Here is a 15439-nt window from a genome sequence, read left to right on the forward strand (position 1 = left end):
CGTCAGAAGACACCTTCCGCACGGGCCTTGTCCGACAGCCGCCGGTGCTCGTCGTAGTTCTCCGAGAAGCACGTCGTGCCGTCCTTCTGGCACTTCACGAAGTACAGCCACGGACCGGGCTCGGGGCTGATCGCCGCCCTGATCGCCTCGCGGCTCGGCGAGCCGATCGGGGTCGGCGGCAAACCCTTGACCTTGTAGGTGTTGTACGGGCCGGAGCGGTCGCGGTCCTCGTCGCTCGTGGTGACGATCGGGCGGTCCAGCTTGTAGTTCACCGTCGAGTCGAACTGGAGGATCTGCTCGATGGACAGGCGCTTGTAGATCACCTGCGAGATCTTGGCGAAGTCCTTCTCCAGCCCTTCCTTCTCGATCAGCGAGGCGATCACCAGCACCTCGTACGGCCGGAAGCCCGTGCCGCTGGTGCCCGCCGGGATGCCGTAGCCCTGGAGGCGCGTGTTCGACGTCTCGATGACGCTCTTGAGCAGCTCCGGTGCCGACGCGCCCGGCTTGAGGTGGTAGAGCCCGCGCGTGATGAGACCTTCCAGGCGGTGCTCGCGCGGCGCGCGGTTGAAGTCGGCCAGCGCCCAGTCCGGCACGCCCAGGGCCGCCGCGTCGGCGTTCTCCGCCGCGTCGCGCAGCTCCTGCGGGCTGACGCACTTCCGCACGCCGTCCAGCTCCGCGCACGAGGCGTCGGACAGCATCGACAGGATGCCCTTGGTGACCTTGCCGTCCACGCCGGTGATGTCGTGCAGGACGTTCCCGCCCCGGACCTCCAGCGGCACGACCTTGGCCTTCGGGTCGGTCATCCGGTCGACCGCAGCCTGTCCGGACATCTTCGTCTTCATCAGGTAGAAACCGGGCTGGATGGCGGTGACCCGCGAGTCGCCCTTGCCCGCCTCGGTGAACGCCCGCGTGCTGGCCACGACCTCCTGGTCGCGCAGCGTGGTGGCGATGGTGGTGACCAGGTCGCCGTCCTTGACCTCGACCACCACGTCGGCCTCGCCCGTGCCGGGGTAGTCGTCGTACGACCCGATGCCGCTGAGCGTCCGGTAGCCGTAGTACGCGCCGACGCCACCGCCCGCGAGGACCAGCGCGACCACGACCCACAGGATCGTCCGCTTGCGCCGGACCTCGGCGCGGCGGGCGGCCTTGGCGCCGCGCGGTCGTTCGTCTTGGTGCACGTCAGGTTCGCTGAACAACCCGAGGTCGTCGCTCACGTGCGGTCCTTCGCTCCGGGGGCCTGCTCCTCATCGGCGGAGCGGGCCACGTGTCGTGCCCGTGCGTCCAACCAGGACTGGAGGATCTCGACCGCGGCAGCCTGGTCCACGACGGCACGTTGCCTCTTGCCGCGCACACCGCGCTCGGCGAGCACCCGGCTCGCCGTGACCGTGGTCAGCCGCTCGTCGTGCAGCCGCACCGGGACCGGGGCGACCCGCTCGGCCAACGCCGCAGCGTACGCCGACGCCGCCTCCGCCGCCGGCCCGTGTCGCCCGGCCAGCGTACGGGGCAGGCCGACCACGACCTCGACCACGTCGTGCTCGGCGACGAGCCCGACCAGGTCCGCGAGGTCCCGACCGGACTTCTCGTCCCTGGCCAGGGTAACCAGCGGGGTCGCCAGGAACGCGCCGGGGTCGCTGACCGCGACGCCGACCCGCACCGCCCCGACGTCGACGCCCAGCCTCCTGCCGAGGCCGGGATCGTCGACGCCGGGCCGGTCAGTGCTGCTCAACGGCGCGGTCCACCTCGGCGCGCAGGGCGGCCAGGGCCTCGTCCACCCCGGCGGGGTTGGTGCCGCCGCCCTGGGCCAGGTCGGGCTTGCCGCCGCCCCGGCCGCCGACGGCGGGCGCGAACGCGGGCACCAGCTTCCCGGCGGCGAGCCCCAGCGAGCGGGCCGCGGCGGTGGTGGCCACCACGAAGCTCACCTTGTCGCCGTCCGGCGCGAACAGGCCGACCACGCCGGGCCGCTCGCCCAGCCGGTTGCGCACCTCGCCCGCCAGCGTCCGCACGTCGCCCGCGGCGACGCCGCCGGGCAGCGCCACGGCCACCACGGCGACCCCGCGCACGTCCAGCGCCTGCTCGGCGAGCGAACCGGCGCTCGACAGGAGCTGGGCGGACCGGACGCGCTCCAGCTCCTTCTCCGCCGCGCGCAGCCGCTCGACCAGGGCCTCCACCCTGGCCGGCACCTCGGCGTCGGGCACCTTCAGCAGGGAGGCCACGTTCTGCACCAGGGCCCGCTCGCGGGCCAGGTACTGGAACGCCTCGATGCCCACGTACGCCTCCAGGCGGCGCACGCCGGAGCCGACGGACGACTCGCCGATCACCGTGATGGGTCCGATCTGGGACGAGTGCTCGACGTGCGTGCCACCGCACAGCTCGCGCGACCACGGGCCGCCGATCTCGACCACGCGCACGGTCTCGTCGTAGGTCTCGCCGAACAGCGCGACCGCGCCCATCTCCTGGGCGCCGCCCATGTCGGTGTAGACCACGCGCACTGGCAGGTCGCGGCGGACGGCGAGGTTGGAGACCTCCTCGATCTCGCTGCGCGCCTCCTCGGACAGGCCGCCCGTCCAGGCGAAGTCCAGCCGCAGGTAGCCCGGCTTGTTGTAGGAGCCGCTCTGGAGCGCGGACGGGCCGAGCACCTGGCGCAGCGCGGCGTGCACGACGTGCGTGCCGGAGTGGCCCTGGCGCGCGCCGACGCGCCACTCCGGGTCCACGCGGGCCTCCACGTGCTCGCCCTCGGCGATCTCGCCGGACAGCACCCGCACCTGGTGCACCCACAGCTTGCGGGCCACCTTCTGGACGTCGACGACCTCCAGCTCGGCCCCGCCGGACACGATGGTGCCCGCGTCGCTCTCCTGGCCGCCGGACTCGGCGTACAGCGGGGTGCGGTCGAGCACGACCTCGACGATCTCGCCCTCCTTGGCGGACCGCACCCGCTTGCCCTCGCGGATGATGCCGCGCAGGGTGGCCTCGGAGGCCAGCTCGGTGTAGCCGGTGAACTCGGTCGCGCCGAGGTCGAGCAGCTCGCGGTAGACGGTCTGGTCGCCGTGGCCGGTCTTCTTGCCCGCCGCGTCGGCCTTGGCGCGGGCGCGCTGCTCGGCCATCAGCTTGCGGAACCCGTCCTCGTCCACGGTCAGGCCCGCCTCGGCGGCCATCTCCAGGGTGAGGTCGATCGGGAAGCCGTAGGTGTCGTGCAGCTGGAACGCCTTGTCGCCGGGCAGCGTGGCGCGGCCGTCGGCCTTGACCTCTGCGGCGGCGTTGTCGAAGATCCGCGACCCGGACTCCAGGGTCCGCAGGAAGGTGTCCTCCTCGGCCTTGAGCACCTGCGCGATCCGGGCGAACCCGCTGACCAGGTCGGGGTACGTCGGGCCCATCGCGTCCCGGACGACCTCGGCGAACCGCACCAGCACCGGCTCGGTCACGCCCAGCAGGCGGGCGGAGCGGACGATGCGGCGCAGCAGGCGGCGCAGCACGTAGCCGCGGGCCTCGTTGCCGGGGGTGACGCCGTCGCCGACGATGAGCACGCCGCTCCGGGCGTGGTCGGCGATGACGCGGAACCGCACGTCGTCCACCGGGTTGTCGCCGTACTTGCGCCCGGACAGCTCCTCGGCCGCCTGGATCACCGGCCGCACCAGGTCGGTCTCGTAGACGTTGTCCACGCCCTGGAGCAGCACCGCGACGCGCTCGACGCCCATGCCGGTGTCGATGTTCTTCTTCGGCAGCGAGCCGATCGGCGGGTGGCCCAGCTTGGGGCTCTGCTCGCCGCGCACGTCCTGCATGAAGACCAGGTTCCAGATCTCCAGGTACCGGTCCTCGTCCGCCACGGGGCCGCCGGGCGCGCCGTACTCGGGGCCGCGGTCGTAGTAGATCTCCGAGCAGGGCCCGCCGGGACCGGGCACGCCCATGTCCCAGTAGTTGTCCTTGCCGTCCCGGCGCTGGATGCGCTCCGGCGGCAGGCCGGCGATCCGCTGCCAGAGCCCGATGGCCTCCTCGTCGTCGAGGTAGACGGTGACCCAGATGCGCTCGGGGTCGAAGCCGAAGCCGCCGTCCTCCTGCGCGCCGGTGATCAGCTCCCAGGCCAGCCGGATGGCGTCTTCCTTGAAGTAGTCGCCGAACGCGAAGTTGCCCGCCATCTGGAAGAACGTGTTGTGGCGGGTGGTCTTGCCGACCTCGTCGATGTCGGGCGTGCGCACGCACTTCTGGATGCTGGTGGCGCGCTTGTACGGCGCCGGGGCCTCACCGAGGAAGTACGGCTTGAACGGCACCATGCCGGCGTTGACGAACAGCAGGTTCGGGTCGTCCAGGATCAGCGACGCGCTGGGCACGACGGTGTGGCCGGCGCGCTCGAAGTGCTCGCGGAAGCGCTTGATGATCTCGTGGGTCTGCACGGGTCTGTCCTCAATCACGGAGTGGGTTCGGGCGCGGATCGGGCACGGCGAGGCGAACGACCCCTAGCGGTCGTTCGCCCTGCGCGCTCGACGACCCGGCGTGAAGCCCGTCTGCCGCTCCACGGTGTCGTGCAGCTCCTGCTCGCGCTCGGACATCCCGGCGCGCACCTCCGCGCCGAACGAGCCGATCGCGCCGGCCAGCTCCCGCAGGCCCTCGCCGACGTTCGCGCCGATGCCCGCCGGGGTGGCGGCGTGCGCGGCCTGGCCCGCCTTGCGGGTGGCGAACACGCCGGCGGCGATGCCGAGGCCGAACCAGAACAGCCGCCTCATCGCCGACCTCGCCGGGAGTGCTTCTTCGGGGCCTGCGCGGCGCTGCGGCGCGCCCGGATGGCCTTGCTGACGCCGTAGGACAGCGCGGCGGCCTTCACCAGGGGCCCGCCCAGGGTGGCGGTGAACAGCGAGGTGAGCGCGGAGACGTTGCCGGTGACCGCGCGCGCGTTGGCGGTGATGCCGTCCACCCGTTCAAGCTGGGTGTTCACGTGCGTGATCGTGGTGTTCGCGCCGGTGAAGAGGGGGTCGCTGTTCTGGTGCGCCTTGCGGATCGCGATGGTGGCCTCGTCCAGCGTGCGGCCCAGCTTGATCAGCGGTACGGCCAGCAGGATCACCAGCAGCACGAACGCGCCGGCGACGACCAGCGCGGCGATCTGCCCTGGCGACACGGATCCTCCTGAATAGGGCTTGCTGGGTGCGTGGGCGACCCAGGTTACCGCGTGTCGCCCGAATGACCTCTGGTGGATCACCGTTGTGCCTGCCGGAACCCCCCGATCGGCAGCCCGCGCGCATGTGAGAAGTACTCGGATGACCGATGACCAGGGCCGTTCCGCTGCACTACCGTGATCTTCGCTGTTCCCATCCAGCGAGGAGGACACGGCATGGCACAGGAGATCGAGACCCACGAGGCGCCGTCCAGCGGCCTGCTGCTCAGCGCGGAGGCGCTCACCGGCGCGGTCGACCGGCTGAAGACCGGCGGCGACGAGAACGACAACAACGACTAGCACCGAGCGATGGGCGTGGGGCACGCGCTGGCTGACCTCGTCGCACCGGTCGGGGTCAGCCGCTTCTTCCACACGGTGCAGGGTCGGGGGCACCGCCGGTTCCCCGGACGGGCCGGGCGGTTCGCCGACCTCCTGAGCTGGGCGGACGTCAACCGGGTGCTGCGGGAGCACCGCCTGGAGTTCCCCAGGGTGCGGCTCGCGCAGGACGGCGAGGTCGTGCCCGCGCACACCTACTCGGAGCTGGTGGAGACCCGGCGCACCGGTCCGGTGGCCCGGCTGCTGCCCGCCGCGTTCGCGGAGCGGATGCGCGGCGGCGCGACCCTGGTGCTCGACTCGGTCAACGAGCTGGTCGGGTCGGTGCACGAGCTGGCCGTGTCGCTGGAGCACGAGCTGCGCGAGCGGGTGCAGGTCAACCTGTACGCGGGGTGGGGCGTCACGCACGGCTTCGACGTGCACTGGGACGACCACGACGCGTTCATCGTGCAGGTCTCCGGCCGCAAGCGGTGGCGGGTGCACGGCCCGACGCGGCCCGCGCCGTTGCAGCGGGACGTGGCGCAACCGGAGCCGCCGTCGGACGAGCCGCTGGACGACTTCATCCTGGAGGACGGCGACGTCCTGTACGTGCCGCGCGGGCACTGGCACGACGTCTCGGCGATCGGCGAGGAGTCGCTGCACCTGACCATCGGGTTCAACCGGGCGACCGGCGTGGACCTGGTGGCGTGGCTGGCCGACCGGCTGCGCGCGGACGAGGTGTTCCGCGCGGACCTGCCCCGGTTCGCCACCCCCGAGGAGCAGGCGGCGCACGCCGACGTGCTGCGCGCGCGGGTGGCCGAGCTGATGGACGGCGGGGTGGTCGGCCGGTTCCTCGCCGACCGGGACGCCCACGGGCCGGCCATGTCGGTCATGGGGCTGCCGTGGACGGCGACGCGCGAGCTCCTGCCGCCCGGCGACGAGGCGGAGGTGCGCCTGCTCACCCCGCGCGCCGTGCTCACCTCGGACGCCTCGACGGTGACGCTGGCCGCGGCGGGCAGGCGGCTGGTGTTCGCGGCGGCGGCGAGGCCCGTGCTGGAGCGGTTGGCCGGCAGCGCGCGGCACTCGGTGAAATCACTGGTGGACGCCGGAGCGCCCGCCCTCGATCGGGTGACAGTGCGAGCACTGCTCGGAGAATTGGTCACTCAGGGTCTACTGGCACCCGAATGATCCGATAAGCTTAGGTATGCCTAACGTAAGTCCGGACGGCTTGCCTGGCTGCGCGGTGGTCACCCGGCTGCTCGGCAGCAGCCCGGCGGGCACCGCGACGCGGATGAGGTCCTGGCTGCTGGTCGAGCAGCCGGGGCCGTGGCCGGTCGACGCGGTGGAGCGGACGCTCGCGCCGGTGCTCCCGCCCGAGCGGCTGGAGCCCCTGCGCGCGGCTGGCCTCCGGCCGCTGCTCATCCGCCGGCCGGGCAAGCACCGGCGCGACCCGTCCGCGCCGCGCGCGGTGTACGTGGGCAGCGGGGTGCCCGGCAACCGGTGGCTGGAGCGGCTGGAGGTCGCCGACCTCGCGGAACTGGCCTCGCTCGACCTCGCCGCGGTGGCGGCGGGCCTGCCCGGCCACGGCGAGCGCGTCGACGGCCCGCTGTTCCTGGTCTGCACGCACGGCACGAAGGACGTGTGCTGCGCGGTGCTGGGCCGGCCGCTGGCGGGTGTGCTGGGCGAGAACCACCCCGGACGGGCGTGGGAGGTCAGCCACGTCGGTGGCGACCGCTGGGCGGGCAACCTGCTGGTGGTGCCGGACGGGTTCATGCACGGCCAGCTCGACCCGAACGAGGCGAGCCTGATCGCGAAGTCGGCGGTGGGCGGGCACGTCCTGCCGGAGCACCTGCGGGGCCGGACCACCGCGCCGAGCCCGTGGTCGCAGTTCGCGGAGATCGTGGTGCGCAAGGAGTTCGGGCTGCGCGGGCTGGACGCCGCGCTGGCCGTGGAGGAGCGCCCGCTGGAGGCGCCGGACGGCGAGTCGTGGGCGGTGACCGTGCGGACCGCCGGGCACGCCTACGAGGTGACCGTGCACCGCAACGACGTCCGGCCCAGCGGCGGCAGCCGGTGCTCGTCGTCGATCAAGCCGCCCGCCTTCACGACGAAGGCCATCAAGATCCTCGCCGGCGTCTGACCGGTCGGGCGCGCCGGGCACCGGCCCGGTCGGGCGCGCCGGCTCCGCGGGCCGGTCGGGCGCGCCGGGCACCGGCTCGCGGGCCGGTCGGGTCGCCTGCGGTCGTACCGGGCGTGGTCGTACCGGGAGCGGGCGGGTGCCGCCCCGCCCGGTATCCCCGGCCGGACGGGACGGCGGGTCCCTACCGGCGGACCAGCGTGAGGTAGGCGAAACCGAGGACGCCCCGGTAGCCCTTCAGCCAGCCGTCGCGGTGCTCGTCCACGATCGCCCGCACCTCGTCCGCCTCCGGGTGGTCCGGGTGCTCCAGCAGCCAGCGCTCGCGGCTCGCGCACCAGCGCGACTCGAACGAGTCCCACTCGTCCGACGTGGCGGTGGTCAGGTTGAGCAGCCGGAAGCCGGCGGCCAGCGCCAGGTCCACCAGCCCGTCGAGGGGCTCGAACTCGTCGCGGTCGAAGGTCTCCAGCGTGCGGGCGTTCGGCTCGGCCGCCCAGAACCCGTCGCCGAGCAGCAGCCGCCCGCCCGGCTTGAGGCGGGAGCGCATGGCGTCCAGGGTGGCACGGGTGCCGCCCCACGCGTGCGACGCGCCCATCGAGATGACCGCGTCCGCCGGCGGGGCCTCCCAGGTCGTCACGTCCGCGAGGTCGAGCCGCACGCGCCCGCCCAGGCCGCGGGCCTCGACGTTCGCCCGACCGCGCTCGATGGCGCGCTCGTCGGAGTCCACGCCCAGCGCCGTCGCGCCCGGTTCGTGCTCCACCGCCCTGAGCAGCAGTTCCGCCCAGCCGCAGCCGTAGTCCACGACGGTGCCGCCGGTGAGCGGGGCGAGCGAGGCGATCAGGTCGTACGACTTGGCGTCGGACAGCGGCGAGTTGAAGTCGAGCAGGGCGTGTCCGTTGGCGGGCGGAGCGGTAGTCACGGCGCACACCGTCGCAGACGCGGCCCTGATCGGCACCGGATTTACGCCGGCGCCGGCTCCCCCGGTCACTCCTGGCCCCGCACCACCCGGCGCAGCTTCGGCAGGCGCTCGGCGAGGTGGCGCTCCGCGCCCCGCCCGGTCGGCGCGTAGTAGTCGCGGCCCACGAGGTCGTCCGGCGGGTACTGCTGGGTCAGCACACCTTCCGGCACGTCGTGCGGGTACCGGTAGCCCCGCGCGTTGCCCAGCTTCGCCGCGCCCGCGTAGTGGCCGTCCCGCAGGTGCGCGGGCACCGTGCCGAGCAGCCCCTTCCGCACGTCGGCCACGGCCTCGCCGATCGCGACCGTCACCGCGTTCGACTTCGGCGCGGTCGACAGGTGGATGGTCGCGTGCGCCAGGTGCAGCGCGCACTCGGGCAGCCCGATCAGCTGCACGGCCTGCGCGGCGGCCACGGCGGTCTGCAACGCGGTCGGGTCGGCCATGCCGACGTCCTCGCTGGCGTGGATCACCAGCCGCCGCGCGATGAACCTCGGGTCCTCGCCGGCCTCGATCATCCGGGCGAGGTAGTGCAGCGCCGCGTCCACGTCCGAACCCCGGATGGACTTGATGAACGCGCTGGTCACGTCGTAGTGCTGGTCGCCCTGGCGGTCGTAGCGGACGGCGGCCTTGTCGACCGTCGCCTCCAGCGTCGCCAGGTCCAGCGACCCGGCGCCGGCCACCGCGTCGGCGGCGGCCTCCAGCGCCGTCAGCGCGCGCCGGGCGTCGCCGCCCGCGAGCCGCACCAGGTGGTCCTCGGCGGCCGGCTCCAGGGTGACCCGCCCGCCCAGCCCGCGCTCGTCCGCGACGGCCCGGCGGACCAGGGCGCGCACGTCGTCGTCGCCCAACGGCCGCAGCTGGAGCACCAGCGACCGGGACAGCAGCGGCGAGACGACCGAGAAGAACGGGTTCTCCGTGGTCGCCGCGACCAGCAGCACGATCCGGTCCTCCACCGCGCCGAGCAGCGCGTCCTGCTGCGTCTTGGAGAACCGGTGCACCTCGTCGATGAACAGGACGGTCGACTCGCCGGAGCGGACCAGGCGGCGGCGCGCCTCGTCGATGACCGCGCGCACCTCCTTCACGCCCGCCGACAGGGCCGACAGGGCCGCGAACCGGCGGCCCGTGGCCTGCGACACGAGCGTGGCGAGGGTCGTCTTGCCGGTGCCGGGCGGGCCGTAGAGCAGCACCGACGCGGGCGAGGAGCCCTCCACCAGCCTGCGCAGCGGGGCGCCCGGTCCGAGCAGGTGGCCCTGGCCGACCACCTCGTCCAACGTGCGCGGGCGCATCCGCACGGCCAGCGGCGCGTTGGCGGCGATCCGCTGCGCCCGCTCCTCCTCGCCCACGCCGAACAAACCCTCGTCGAACAGCCCTTCGTCCACGTGTTCGACTGTAGTCGCCCGGCGCGGCCCGGCCGGCCGGGCGTGCGGCGGGGTTCCGCGCACCGGCCGGCGGTGTCGGCCCGGCTCGGCACCGCACGGGCGGTCGCCCTCGCGGTCGGCGGGTCCGCGCGAGCCCGGCGGGCCGTACGCTGACCGCCGTGGAGGTCGCCGGCGGGCTGCTCACCGTGCGCGCATCGGGCGCCGCCGCGGCCAGGGCGGCGCTCAACGGCACGTCCGGTCCGCCCGAGCACATCCAACTGCTGGTGGGCTGCGCGGTGCCGGAGGGCCTGCCGAACAGCGGCGTGGAACTCCGGCTGCCCGACTGCTCGCTGCACGTCGTGCCGGCAGGCGCGGTGCTGCTCACCGTCGCCGAGACCCGGTTGACCATCGGGTTCACCGAGCTGAAGCCCCTGATGTTCCGGCCCGTGCCGGCCGACGCGGCGCTGCGCTCGGTGGTCGCGGGCGCGGTCGCGCACGTCCTCCCCGCCGCGCACGTGCTGGACCCGCACGGCCTGGCGCACCACCTGCTCGGGCTGGCCGAACTCGTGCTGCGCAGCGCGCTGAAGGCCGAGCTGGAGCGGGTGGACTCGCCCGCCGCGCGCCGGCGCGACGCACTGGAGTTCATGCGCGAGCACCTGTCCGACCCGAACCTGGGCGCGGACGTGATCGCGCGGGCGCTGCACATCTCGCGCCGCCGCCTCTACCAGCTGTTCGACGACGGCCAGGGCGTGTCCGAGCGCATCCGGGGCCTGCGCGTCGACCGGGCCAAGGCGCTGCTGTGCGACCCGGCGAAGGCGGGGCGCGGCATCGGCGAGATCGCCCGCGACTGCGGTTTCGTCAGCGCCGCGCACTTCTCCCGGACGTTCCGGCAGGTGGTCGGCCGGACGCCGAGCGAGTTCCGGGGCCGCTGGACGGGTGGCGCGCGACCGGGTCGGTGGCCGTAGGTGCCCGTGAACCGGGTGACGGGTCCGGTCGGCGGTTGCGCCGGGTGGTGGCGGTGGCGGCCGGGAGGCGTCGGGCGGTGCGGACGCCGTGCTGTTCCGGGCTCAGCTCGACGGGTTCTACCCCTGGCCGCGGGCCAGCGACGCGAGGACGATCTCCCGCGCCGCGCGGACCGTGGCCGCGAAGGCGGCCGGGTCTCGACCGATGCGTTCGGCGCCCGCGCGCATGACACCGGACAGCAGCTCCACCACGAGGTGCACGTCGCCCACGTCGCGGAACTCCCCGCGCGCGATGCCGTCCCGGACGACGTCCTCCACCGCGACCACGATCGCGTGGAACGGCTTGTCCGGCCCCTCGGCGACAGGGGCGCCGGAGCCCGGCCGGAACACCAGTTGCATGGTCCGGTCCCGGAACGACTCCAGGACCACCTCGATGATCTCCCGCATCCGGTCCGCGGCCGGCTCCGCGGACCGCGCGGCGACCTCGGTCACGCGCTCGACCGCGGGGCGGCCCGCCCGTCGGGTCAGCGCCAGGACCAGCGCGCTCTTGTCGTGGGCGTAGTTGTAGAGCGTGTTGCGCGCGAGCCCGGCCCTGGCCGCGATGTGGCCCATGTTGATCGAGTCGTAGTCGCGCTCCAGCAGCAGTTGCCGCAGCGCCTCGGCGAGGGCGGCCCACACCATCTCGTGGTGCTCCTCGATGCTGGCTCCCCGGATCCGCGGCACCCGGTCATCCTCTCCCATCGCGGTTCCCCGTGCGCACCGCTCCGAGCCGGTGATCCGGCGCGGGTCGGAGGTCGCGCGGGTCACGCGGTGGTTCCCGGCGGGTGGTGGCGGCGCAGGTTGGCGGCGGCGATGCGGTCGAGCGCGCGGTCGGGCAGGACTCGGGCCAGGCGGGTGATCAGGGCGGCGTCCAGGCCGATGGTGTAGCGGGTGCGCGGTCTGCGGGTCGTCACGGCCTTCGCGACGACCCGTGCGGCGGCGTCGGCGGTCACGCCCGCCGCGGTGCCCGAGGCCATCAGCGCGTTGGTCGCCCGGACCAGGTCGCCGTAGCGCTCGTCCTGCTCGGGCGTCATCCGGGCGGCCAGGTCGTTCGCCGTCGCGATCCCGCGGGCGGCCATCTCCGTGCGGACGCCGCCGGGCTGGACCACGACCACCCGCACGCCCAGCGGAGCGACCTCCCGGCGGAGCGAGTCGCTGACCGCTTCCAGGGCGAACTTCGCGCCGGCGTACGCGCCGTAGGTGGCCAGGGCGACCTTGCCGCCGATCGAGCTGATGGTGATCACCCGCCCCTTGTCGCGCAGCAGCGCGGGCAGGAGCGCCCTGGTGACGGCGATGTGGCCGAACAGGTTGACCTCGAACACCCACCGCCACTGCGCCATCGGCAGGGCTTCGACCGGTCCGTTCACCTGGATGCCGGCGTTGTTGACGAGCGCGTGCAGCGCGCGCGGGTCGTCGGCGACCCGCGCGGCGAGTGCTGCCACCTGTTCGGCCTTGGTGATGTCGAGGGTGACCGGCTCGACGCCGGTCGACCGGATGGCGTCGGCGTCGCGGTCGCGCCGCACGCCGGCCAGGACGTGGAACCCCCGACCAGCCAGTTCGCGGGCGGCCGACGCGCCCAGGCCCGTGGAGGCTCCGGTCACGACGACCAGCTTCCGGGTTTGCTCCGTCACGGCGTGCACCCCTTTTTACGACGACCTGTCGTCAAGATTACGACTTTCTGTCGCAAAAAGCGAGAGCAGGTGTGACGCCGATCACCGAGCGGACGGCTCGATCGCGTCAGCGCACCGCGAGGGCCGCCTCACCGGGACTCGGGCCGCTGGAACTCCATCCCCGACACGAAGCGCCCCGCCAGCCCGGCCACGTCCAGCCACCCGCGCCCGGTCGGCGAGTGCAGGGTGAACACGGCGACGCGCGGCCGCGCCGGGTCGGTCACCACGACCTGGAGCTGCGCGCCGGAACCGGTCACCGGGATGCGTTCCACGATCACGACCGGGCAGCCGGTCGCGGTCACGCCCTTCGTGACGTCCCGGATCGCCGGCCCGTCCAGGCGCAGGCCGAGCGCGGGGTCGGCGGACCGGTCCACCGGCAGCACGGCGGCCATCAGCAGCGCCGGGTCCGCGTCGCGGTGCTCGACCACCGCCAGCAGCCCGCAGCCGTGCCGGTGCGCCAGCTCCGCCGCGCGGGCCGCCGACACCTCCAGGCCGGGCTCGCGGGAGCCCTTGACCCGGCGCAGCACCGCCAGCAGCTCCGCGGCGGTGCGTCCGGGCGAGCCGAGTGCCACCGGGGTGACGCCCGGCACGGGGGCGAGCCTCACCCCAGGCCCGCCGCGAACGCCGCCGCCGCGCCGCGCGGTGCGGCGGTCACGGGTGCGCCGAGCAGCACCGACGCCAGCTCGGCGGTGGCGGCCGACAAGCCGGTCAGGGTGTCGGACAGCGCGGACGCCTCCTCCGACCGCAGCCGCGCGGCGACCCGGCCCGCCTCGGCGTGGTGGTCCCGCGCCAGCAGCCGCGCCTCACCCAGCACCTCGTCCAGCCGCCCGACCAGGTCGTCGTGCCGGGCCACGGCGGCGTGCGCCTCGGCGTGCGCCGGGGCGAGGCCGGCGAGCGCACCGGCCTGGTCCACCTCGTCGACGGCCTCGGCGAGGTCGCGGCGCAACCGCACGGCCCGCCGGTCCAGCTCCTCGGCGCGCCGCTGGTTGTCCAGCAGGGTGGTGGCCCAGGAGTCGAGCACCTCCGCCGCACCGCGCATCGCGCGCCGCACCTCCGCCAGCTCCGACACCACCGCCGCCAACCGCGTGGCCAGTCCGTCGGCCGCCGCGCCCGTCCACCCGTCGGGCACGCGGGGCACGACCACGTCGAACGAGCACCGCGCGCTGACCGCCGCGACGGCCTCCGCGCTGCCCGGCACCGGGTCGAAGCCCAGGCCCCGGTAGTCAGTCACGGCGCAGCTCGTCGGCCTGCCGGTAGGTGGCGGCCGCCGCGCGCACCGACTCCGCGACCCCGGTCACGTCCAGGCCCCGCACCGTGTCCGACCACTCCGCGAGCAAGCCGGTCACGGCCGCCGCGATGCCGCCCGGACCCAGGTCGCCGACCGGCTCGGCCAGCGCGGACCGCACCGCGCCCAGTTCGTCGGCCGCGTCGGCGAGCCGGTCGGCGAACCCGGCCAGTTCGTCCGGGTCGACCCGGAAGCCACCGCTCATTCGCCGAGCACGGGCGGGCACGCGGGCCGCAGGTCGTCGAGCAGGTCGAGGCCGTGGTCGTCGCGGGCGCGGTGCTCCTCCCGGCCGGTGCCCGCGACCGGCGGGAACATGCCGAACCCCTGCGGGCCCCCCACGCCGGCGGGTCCGACGCCGCCCCGCGCCGCCGCGCCGCCGGGCACCGCGCCGAGCACGCCCGTCGAGCCGCCGGGCCCCGGCGGGCCATACCCGCCGTACCCGTACCCGCCGTGGCCGAGCCCGCCCTGCGCGCCCCTGCCGGGCCAGGACGGCCCACCCGGCCCGAACCCGCCGTACCCGGACCCGCCATGCCCGAACCCGCCGTAGCCCGACCCGCCGTGCGCGCCGGTCGAGCCGGCCGCGTAGCCGTCGGGCACGGCCGCGCCGTCCGGCAGACCCGGTGCGCCGAAGGTCGAGCCGCCCGCCGCCGGAGTCGTGCGCCCACCGCGCCCGCCCGGCGTCAGCCGCGGTTCGGGCCGGTGCCCCGGTGCGGCGACCGTCGGTGGTGGCGCGTGCCGTCGCGGTCCGTCGTCGGCCGGCCGCTCGCGCGACCGCTCGGGGTCCTCGACGCCGCGCACCCTTCGCATGCCGCACATCGTGGCGTTCCCGGCCGCCGGAAGACCAGGTCGGGTGCACAACGGGAGCACCACCGGTGCACGATCGGACAAAGGTGACGTCACCTCGGTTCCCCGATCGTGCGAGAATCGTGCCCCGTGCCGACATCCGCCGTTCACGCACGCGTCGTGTTGCTCGCCGGTCCGTCCGGCTCGGGCAAGTCCACCCTCGCCGCCGACCTGGGCTGGCCGGTGCTCCGCCTGGACGACTTCTACCGCGAGGGCGACGACCCGCTGCTGCCGCGCGACGAGGCGGGCCGCCCCGACTGGGACGCCGAGGAGTCGTGGAACACCGGCGACGCGCTGCGGGCGGTGGTCGGGCTGGCCACCACCGGCCGGGTGGAGGCGCCGGTCTACGCGCTCGGCGAGGACCGGCGGGTCGGGTGCCGCGTCGTGGAGGCGCGGGGGCCGTTCATCGCCGAGGGCCTGTTCGCGGACCGGCTGGTGGCGGGCTGCCGGGAGGCGGGCGTGCTGCGGGACGCCATCGTGCTGGCGCCCGACGCCCTCGTCACGTTCGCGCGCCGGTTCGCCCGCGACGTGGCGGAGGCGCGCAAGCCCGTACCCCTGCTGCTCCGCCGCGGGCTGCGGCTGCTGCGCGAGCAGCCCGCCCTGGTGCGCCGCTGCGTCACGGCCGGGATGCGCCGGCTGACCCCGCAGCAGGCGCGCGCCGAGCTGGCCGCCGCGCCGGCGGCCGTCGTCGCCGAGCACCACGGCGGTGCCGCGAACACCCGCTGACCACCCCCACCGGACCACCGC

At 74.7% G+C, this 15439-nt stretch carries 18 protein-coding genes; 5 read left to right on the forward strand and 13 right to left on the reverse strand.

Translation table 11 applies throughout. The features are described from left to right. Positions 1 to 2: 2 nt before the first annotated feature. The 5 genes from mltG to C8E97_RS25515 all read right to left on the reverse strand — a co-directional run bounded on the left by mltG (position 3) and on the right by C8E97_RS25515 (position 5104). Positions 3 to 1214, reverse strand: a complete 1212-nt coding sequence (mltG, locus tag C8E97_RS25495; RefSeq protein ID WP_121007986.1) for an endolytic transglycosylase MltG — start codon at positions 1212 to 1214, stop codon at positions 3 to 5. After that, on the reverse strand, positions 1211 to 1726 hold the full coding sequence (ruvX, locus tag C8E97_RS25500) for a Holliday junction resolvase RuvX (protein WP_121007987.1): 516 nt from the start codon (positions 1724 to 1726) through the stop codon (positions 1211 to 1213). The genes mltG and ruvX overlap by 4 nt, the downstream gene beginning before the upstream one ends. Further along, complete coding sequence (gene alaS, locus C8E97_RS25505) at positions 1713 to 4385, reverse strand: alanine--tRNA ligase (protein WP_121007988.1); 2673 nt, start codon at positions 4383 to 4385, stop codon at positions 1713 to 1715. Before alaS ends, ruvX begins: the two co-directional genes overlap by 14 nt. A gap of 63 nt (positions 4386 to 4448) precedes the next feature. Further along, on the reverse strand, positions 4449 to 4715 hold the full coding sequence (locus C8E97_RS25510; protein WP_121007989.1) for a hypothetical protein: 267 nt from the start codon (positions 4713 to 4715) through the stop codon (positions 4449 to 4451). Continuing rightward, on the reverse strand, positions 4712 to 5104 hold the full coding sequence (locus C8E97_RS25515) for a DUF948 domain-containing protein (protein WP_121007990.1): 393 nt from the start codon (positions 5102 to 5104) through the stop codon (positions 4712 to 4714). The genes C8E97_RS25510 and C8E97_RS25515 overlap by 4 nt, the downstream gene beginning before the upstream one ends. Before the next feature lie 213 nt (positions 5105 to 5317). Here C8E97_RS25515 and C8E97_RS36595 point away from each other — a divergent pair, with 213 nt between their 5' ends. From C8E97_RS36595 to C8E97_RS25525, 3 genes are read left to right on the forward strand one after another with little or no spacing between them, the layout of a single operon-like run. Then, on the forward strand, positions 5318 to 5440 hold the full coding sequence (locus tag C8E97_RS36595) for a hypothetical protein (RefSeq protein ID WP_281275464.1): 123 nt from the start codon (positions 5318 to 5320) through the stop codon (positions 5438 to 5440). A 9-nt stretch (positions 5441 to 5449) separates the two neighbouring features. After that, positions 5450 to 6640: a cupin domain-containing protein gene (locus tag C8E97_RS25520; RefSeq protein ID WP_121007991.1), complete on the forward strand. Its 1191-nt coding sequence runs from the start codon at positions 5450 to 5452 to the stop codon at positions 6638 to 6640. Between the two features lie 16 nt (positions 6641 to 6656). After that, on the forward strand, positions 6657 to 7589 hold the full coding sequence (locus C8E97_RS25525) for a ferredoxin family protein (RefSeq protein ID WP_121007992.1): 933 nt from the start codon (positions 6657 to 6659) through the stop codon (positions 7587 to 7589). Positions 7590 to 7770: 181 nt separating this feature from the next. Here the strand turns inward: C8E97_RS25525 and C8E97_RS25530 are convergent, their stop codons facing one another. Both C8E97_RS25530 and C8E97_RS25535 read right to left on the reverse strand, forming a co-directional pair. Continuing rightward, on the reverse strand, positions 7771 to 8502 hold the full coding sequence (locus tag C8E97_RS25530) for an SAM-dependent methyltransferase (RefSeq protein ID WP_170211992.1): 732 nt from the start codon (positions 8500 to 8502) through the stop codon (positions 7771 to 7773). 65 nt (positions 8503 to 8567) lie between these two features. Then, entirely contained in the window at positions 8568 to 9914 is a 1347-nt protein-coding gene (locus tag C8E97_RS25535; protein WP_121007994.1) for a replication-associated recombination protein A, read from the reverse strand. Positions 9915 to 10072: 158 nt separating this feature from the next. On the opposite strand from C8E97_RS25535, the gene C8E97_RS25540 reads away from it, so the two are divergent. Beyond that, positions 10073 to 10858 (forward strand): helix-turn-helix transcriptional regulator, encoded by a 786-nt coding sequence (locus C8E97_RS25540; protein WP_246019156.1) that lies wholly within the window; start codon positions 10073 to 10075, stop codon positions 10856 to 10858. A 117-nt stretch (positions 10859 to 10975) separates the two neighbouring features. Here the strand turns inward: C8E97_RS25540 and C8E97_RS25545 are convergent, their stop codons facing one another. The 6 genes from C8E97_RS25545 to C8E97_RS25570 all read right to left on the reverse strand — a co-directional run bounded on the left by C8E97_RS25545 (position 10976) and on the right by C8E97_RS25570 (position 14656). Further along, entirely contained in the window at positions 10976 to 11596 is a 621-nt protein-coding gene (locus tag C8E97_RS25545) for a TetR/AcrR family transcriptional regulator (protein ID WP_211347134.1), read from the reverse strand. A gap of 62 nt (positions 11597 to 11658) precedes the next feature. Beyond that, positions 11659 to 12525: an SDR family NAD(P)-dependent oxidoreductase gene (locus C8E97_RS25550; RefSeq protein ID WP_121012358.1), complete on the reverse strand. Its 867-nt coding sequence runs from the start codon at positions 12523 to 12525 to the stop codon at positions 11659 to 11661. Positions 12526 to 12653: 128 nt separating this feature from the next. Next, entirely contained in the window at positions 12654 to 13154 is a 501-nt protein-coding gene (locus C8E97_RS25555) for a hypothetical protein (protein ID WP_121012361.1), read from the reverse strand. Between the two features lie 11 nt (positions 13155 to 13165). Beyond that, a complete protein-coding gene (locus tag C8E97_RS25560; RefSeq protein WP_121007997.1) occupies positions 13166 to 13795 on the reverse strand; it encodes a hypothetical protein in 630 nt (209 codons plus the stop codon). After that, entirely contained in the window at positions 13788 to 14054 is a 267-nt protein-coding gene (locus C8E97_RS25565; protein ID WP_121007998.1) for a WXG100 family type VII secretion target, read from the reverse strand. Before C8E97_RS25565 ends, C8E97_RS25560 begins: the two co-directional genes overlap by 8 nt. Further along, positions 14051 to 14656: a hypothetical protein gene (locus C8E97_RS25570; RefSeq protein ID WP_147455227.1), complete on the reverse strand. Its 606-nt coding sequence runs from the start codon at positions 14654 to 14656 to the stop codon at positions 14051 to 14053. The genes C8E97_RS25565 and C8E97_RS25570 overlap by 4 nt, the downstream gene beginning before the upstream one ends. A 156-nt stretch (positions 14657 to 14812) precedes the next feature. Between C8E97_RS25570 and C8E97_RS25575 the strand changes: the two genes are divergently transcribed. Next, entirely contained in the window at positions 14813 to 15418 is a 606-nt protein-coding gene (locus C8E97_RS25575) for a uridine kinase family protein (RefSeq protein WP_246019157.1), read from the forward strand. Positions 15419 to 15439 lie beyond the last annotated feature (21 nt).

This window comes from Saccharothrix australiensis (assembly GCF_003634935.1).
In the GTDB taxonomy this organism is placed as follows: Bacteria; Actinomycetota; Actinomycetes; order Mycobacteriales; family Pseudonocardiaceae; genus Actinosynnema; species Actinosynnema australiense.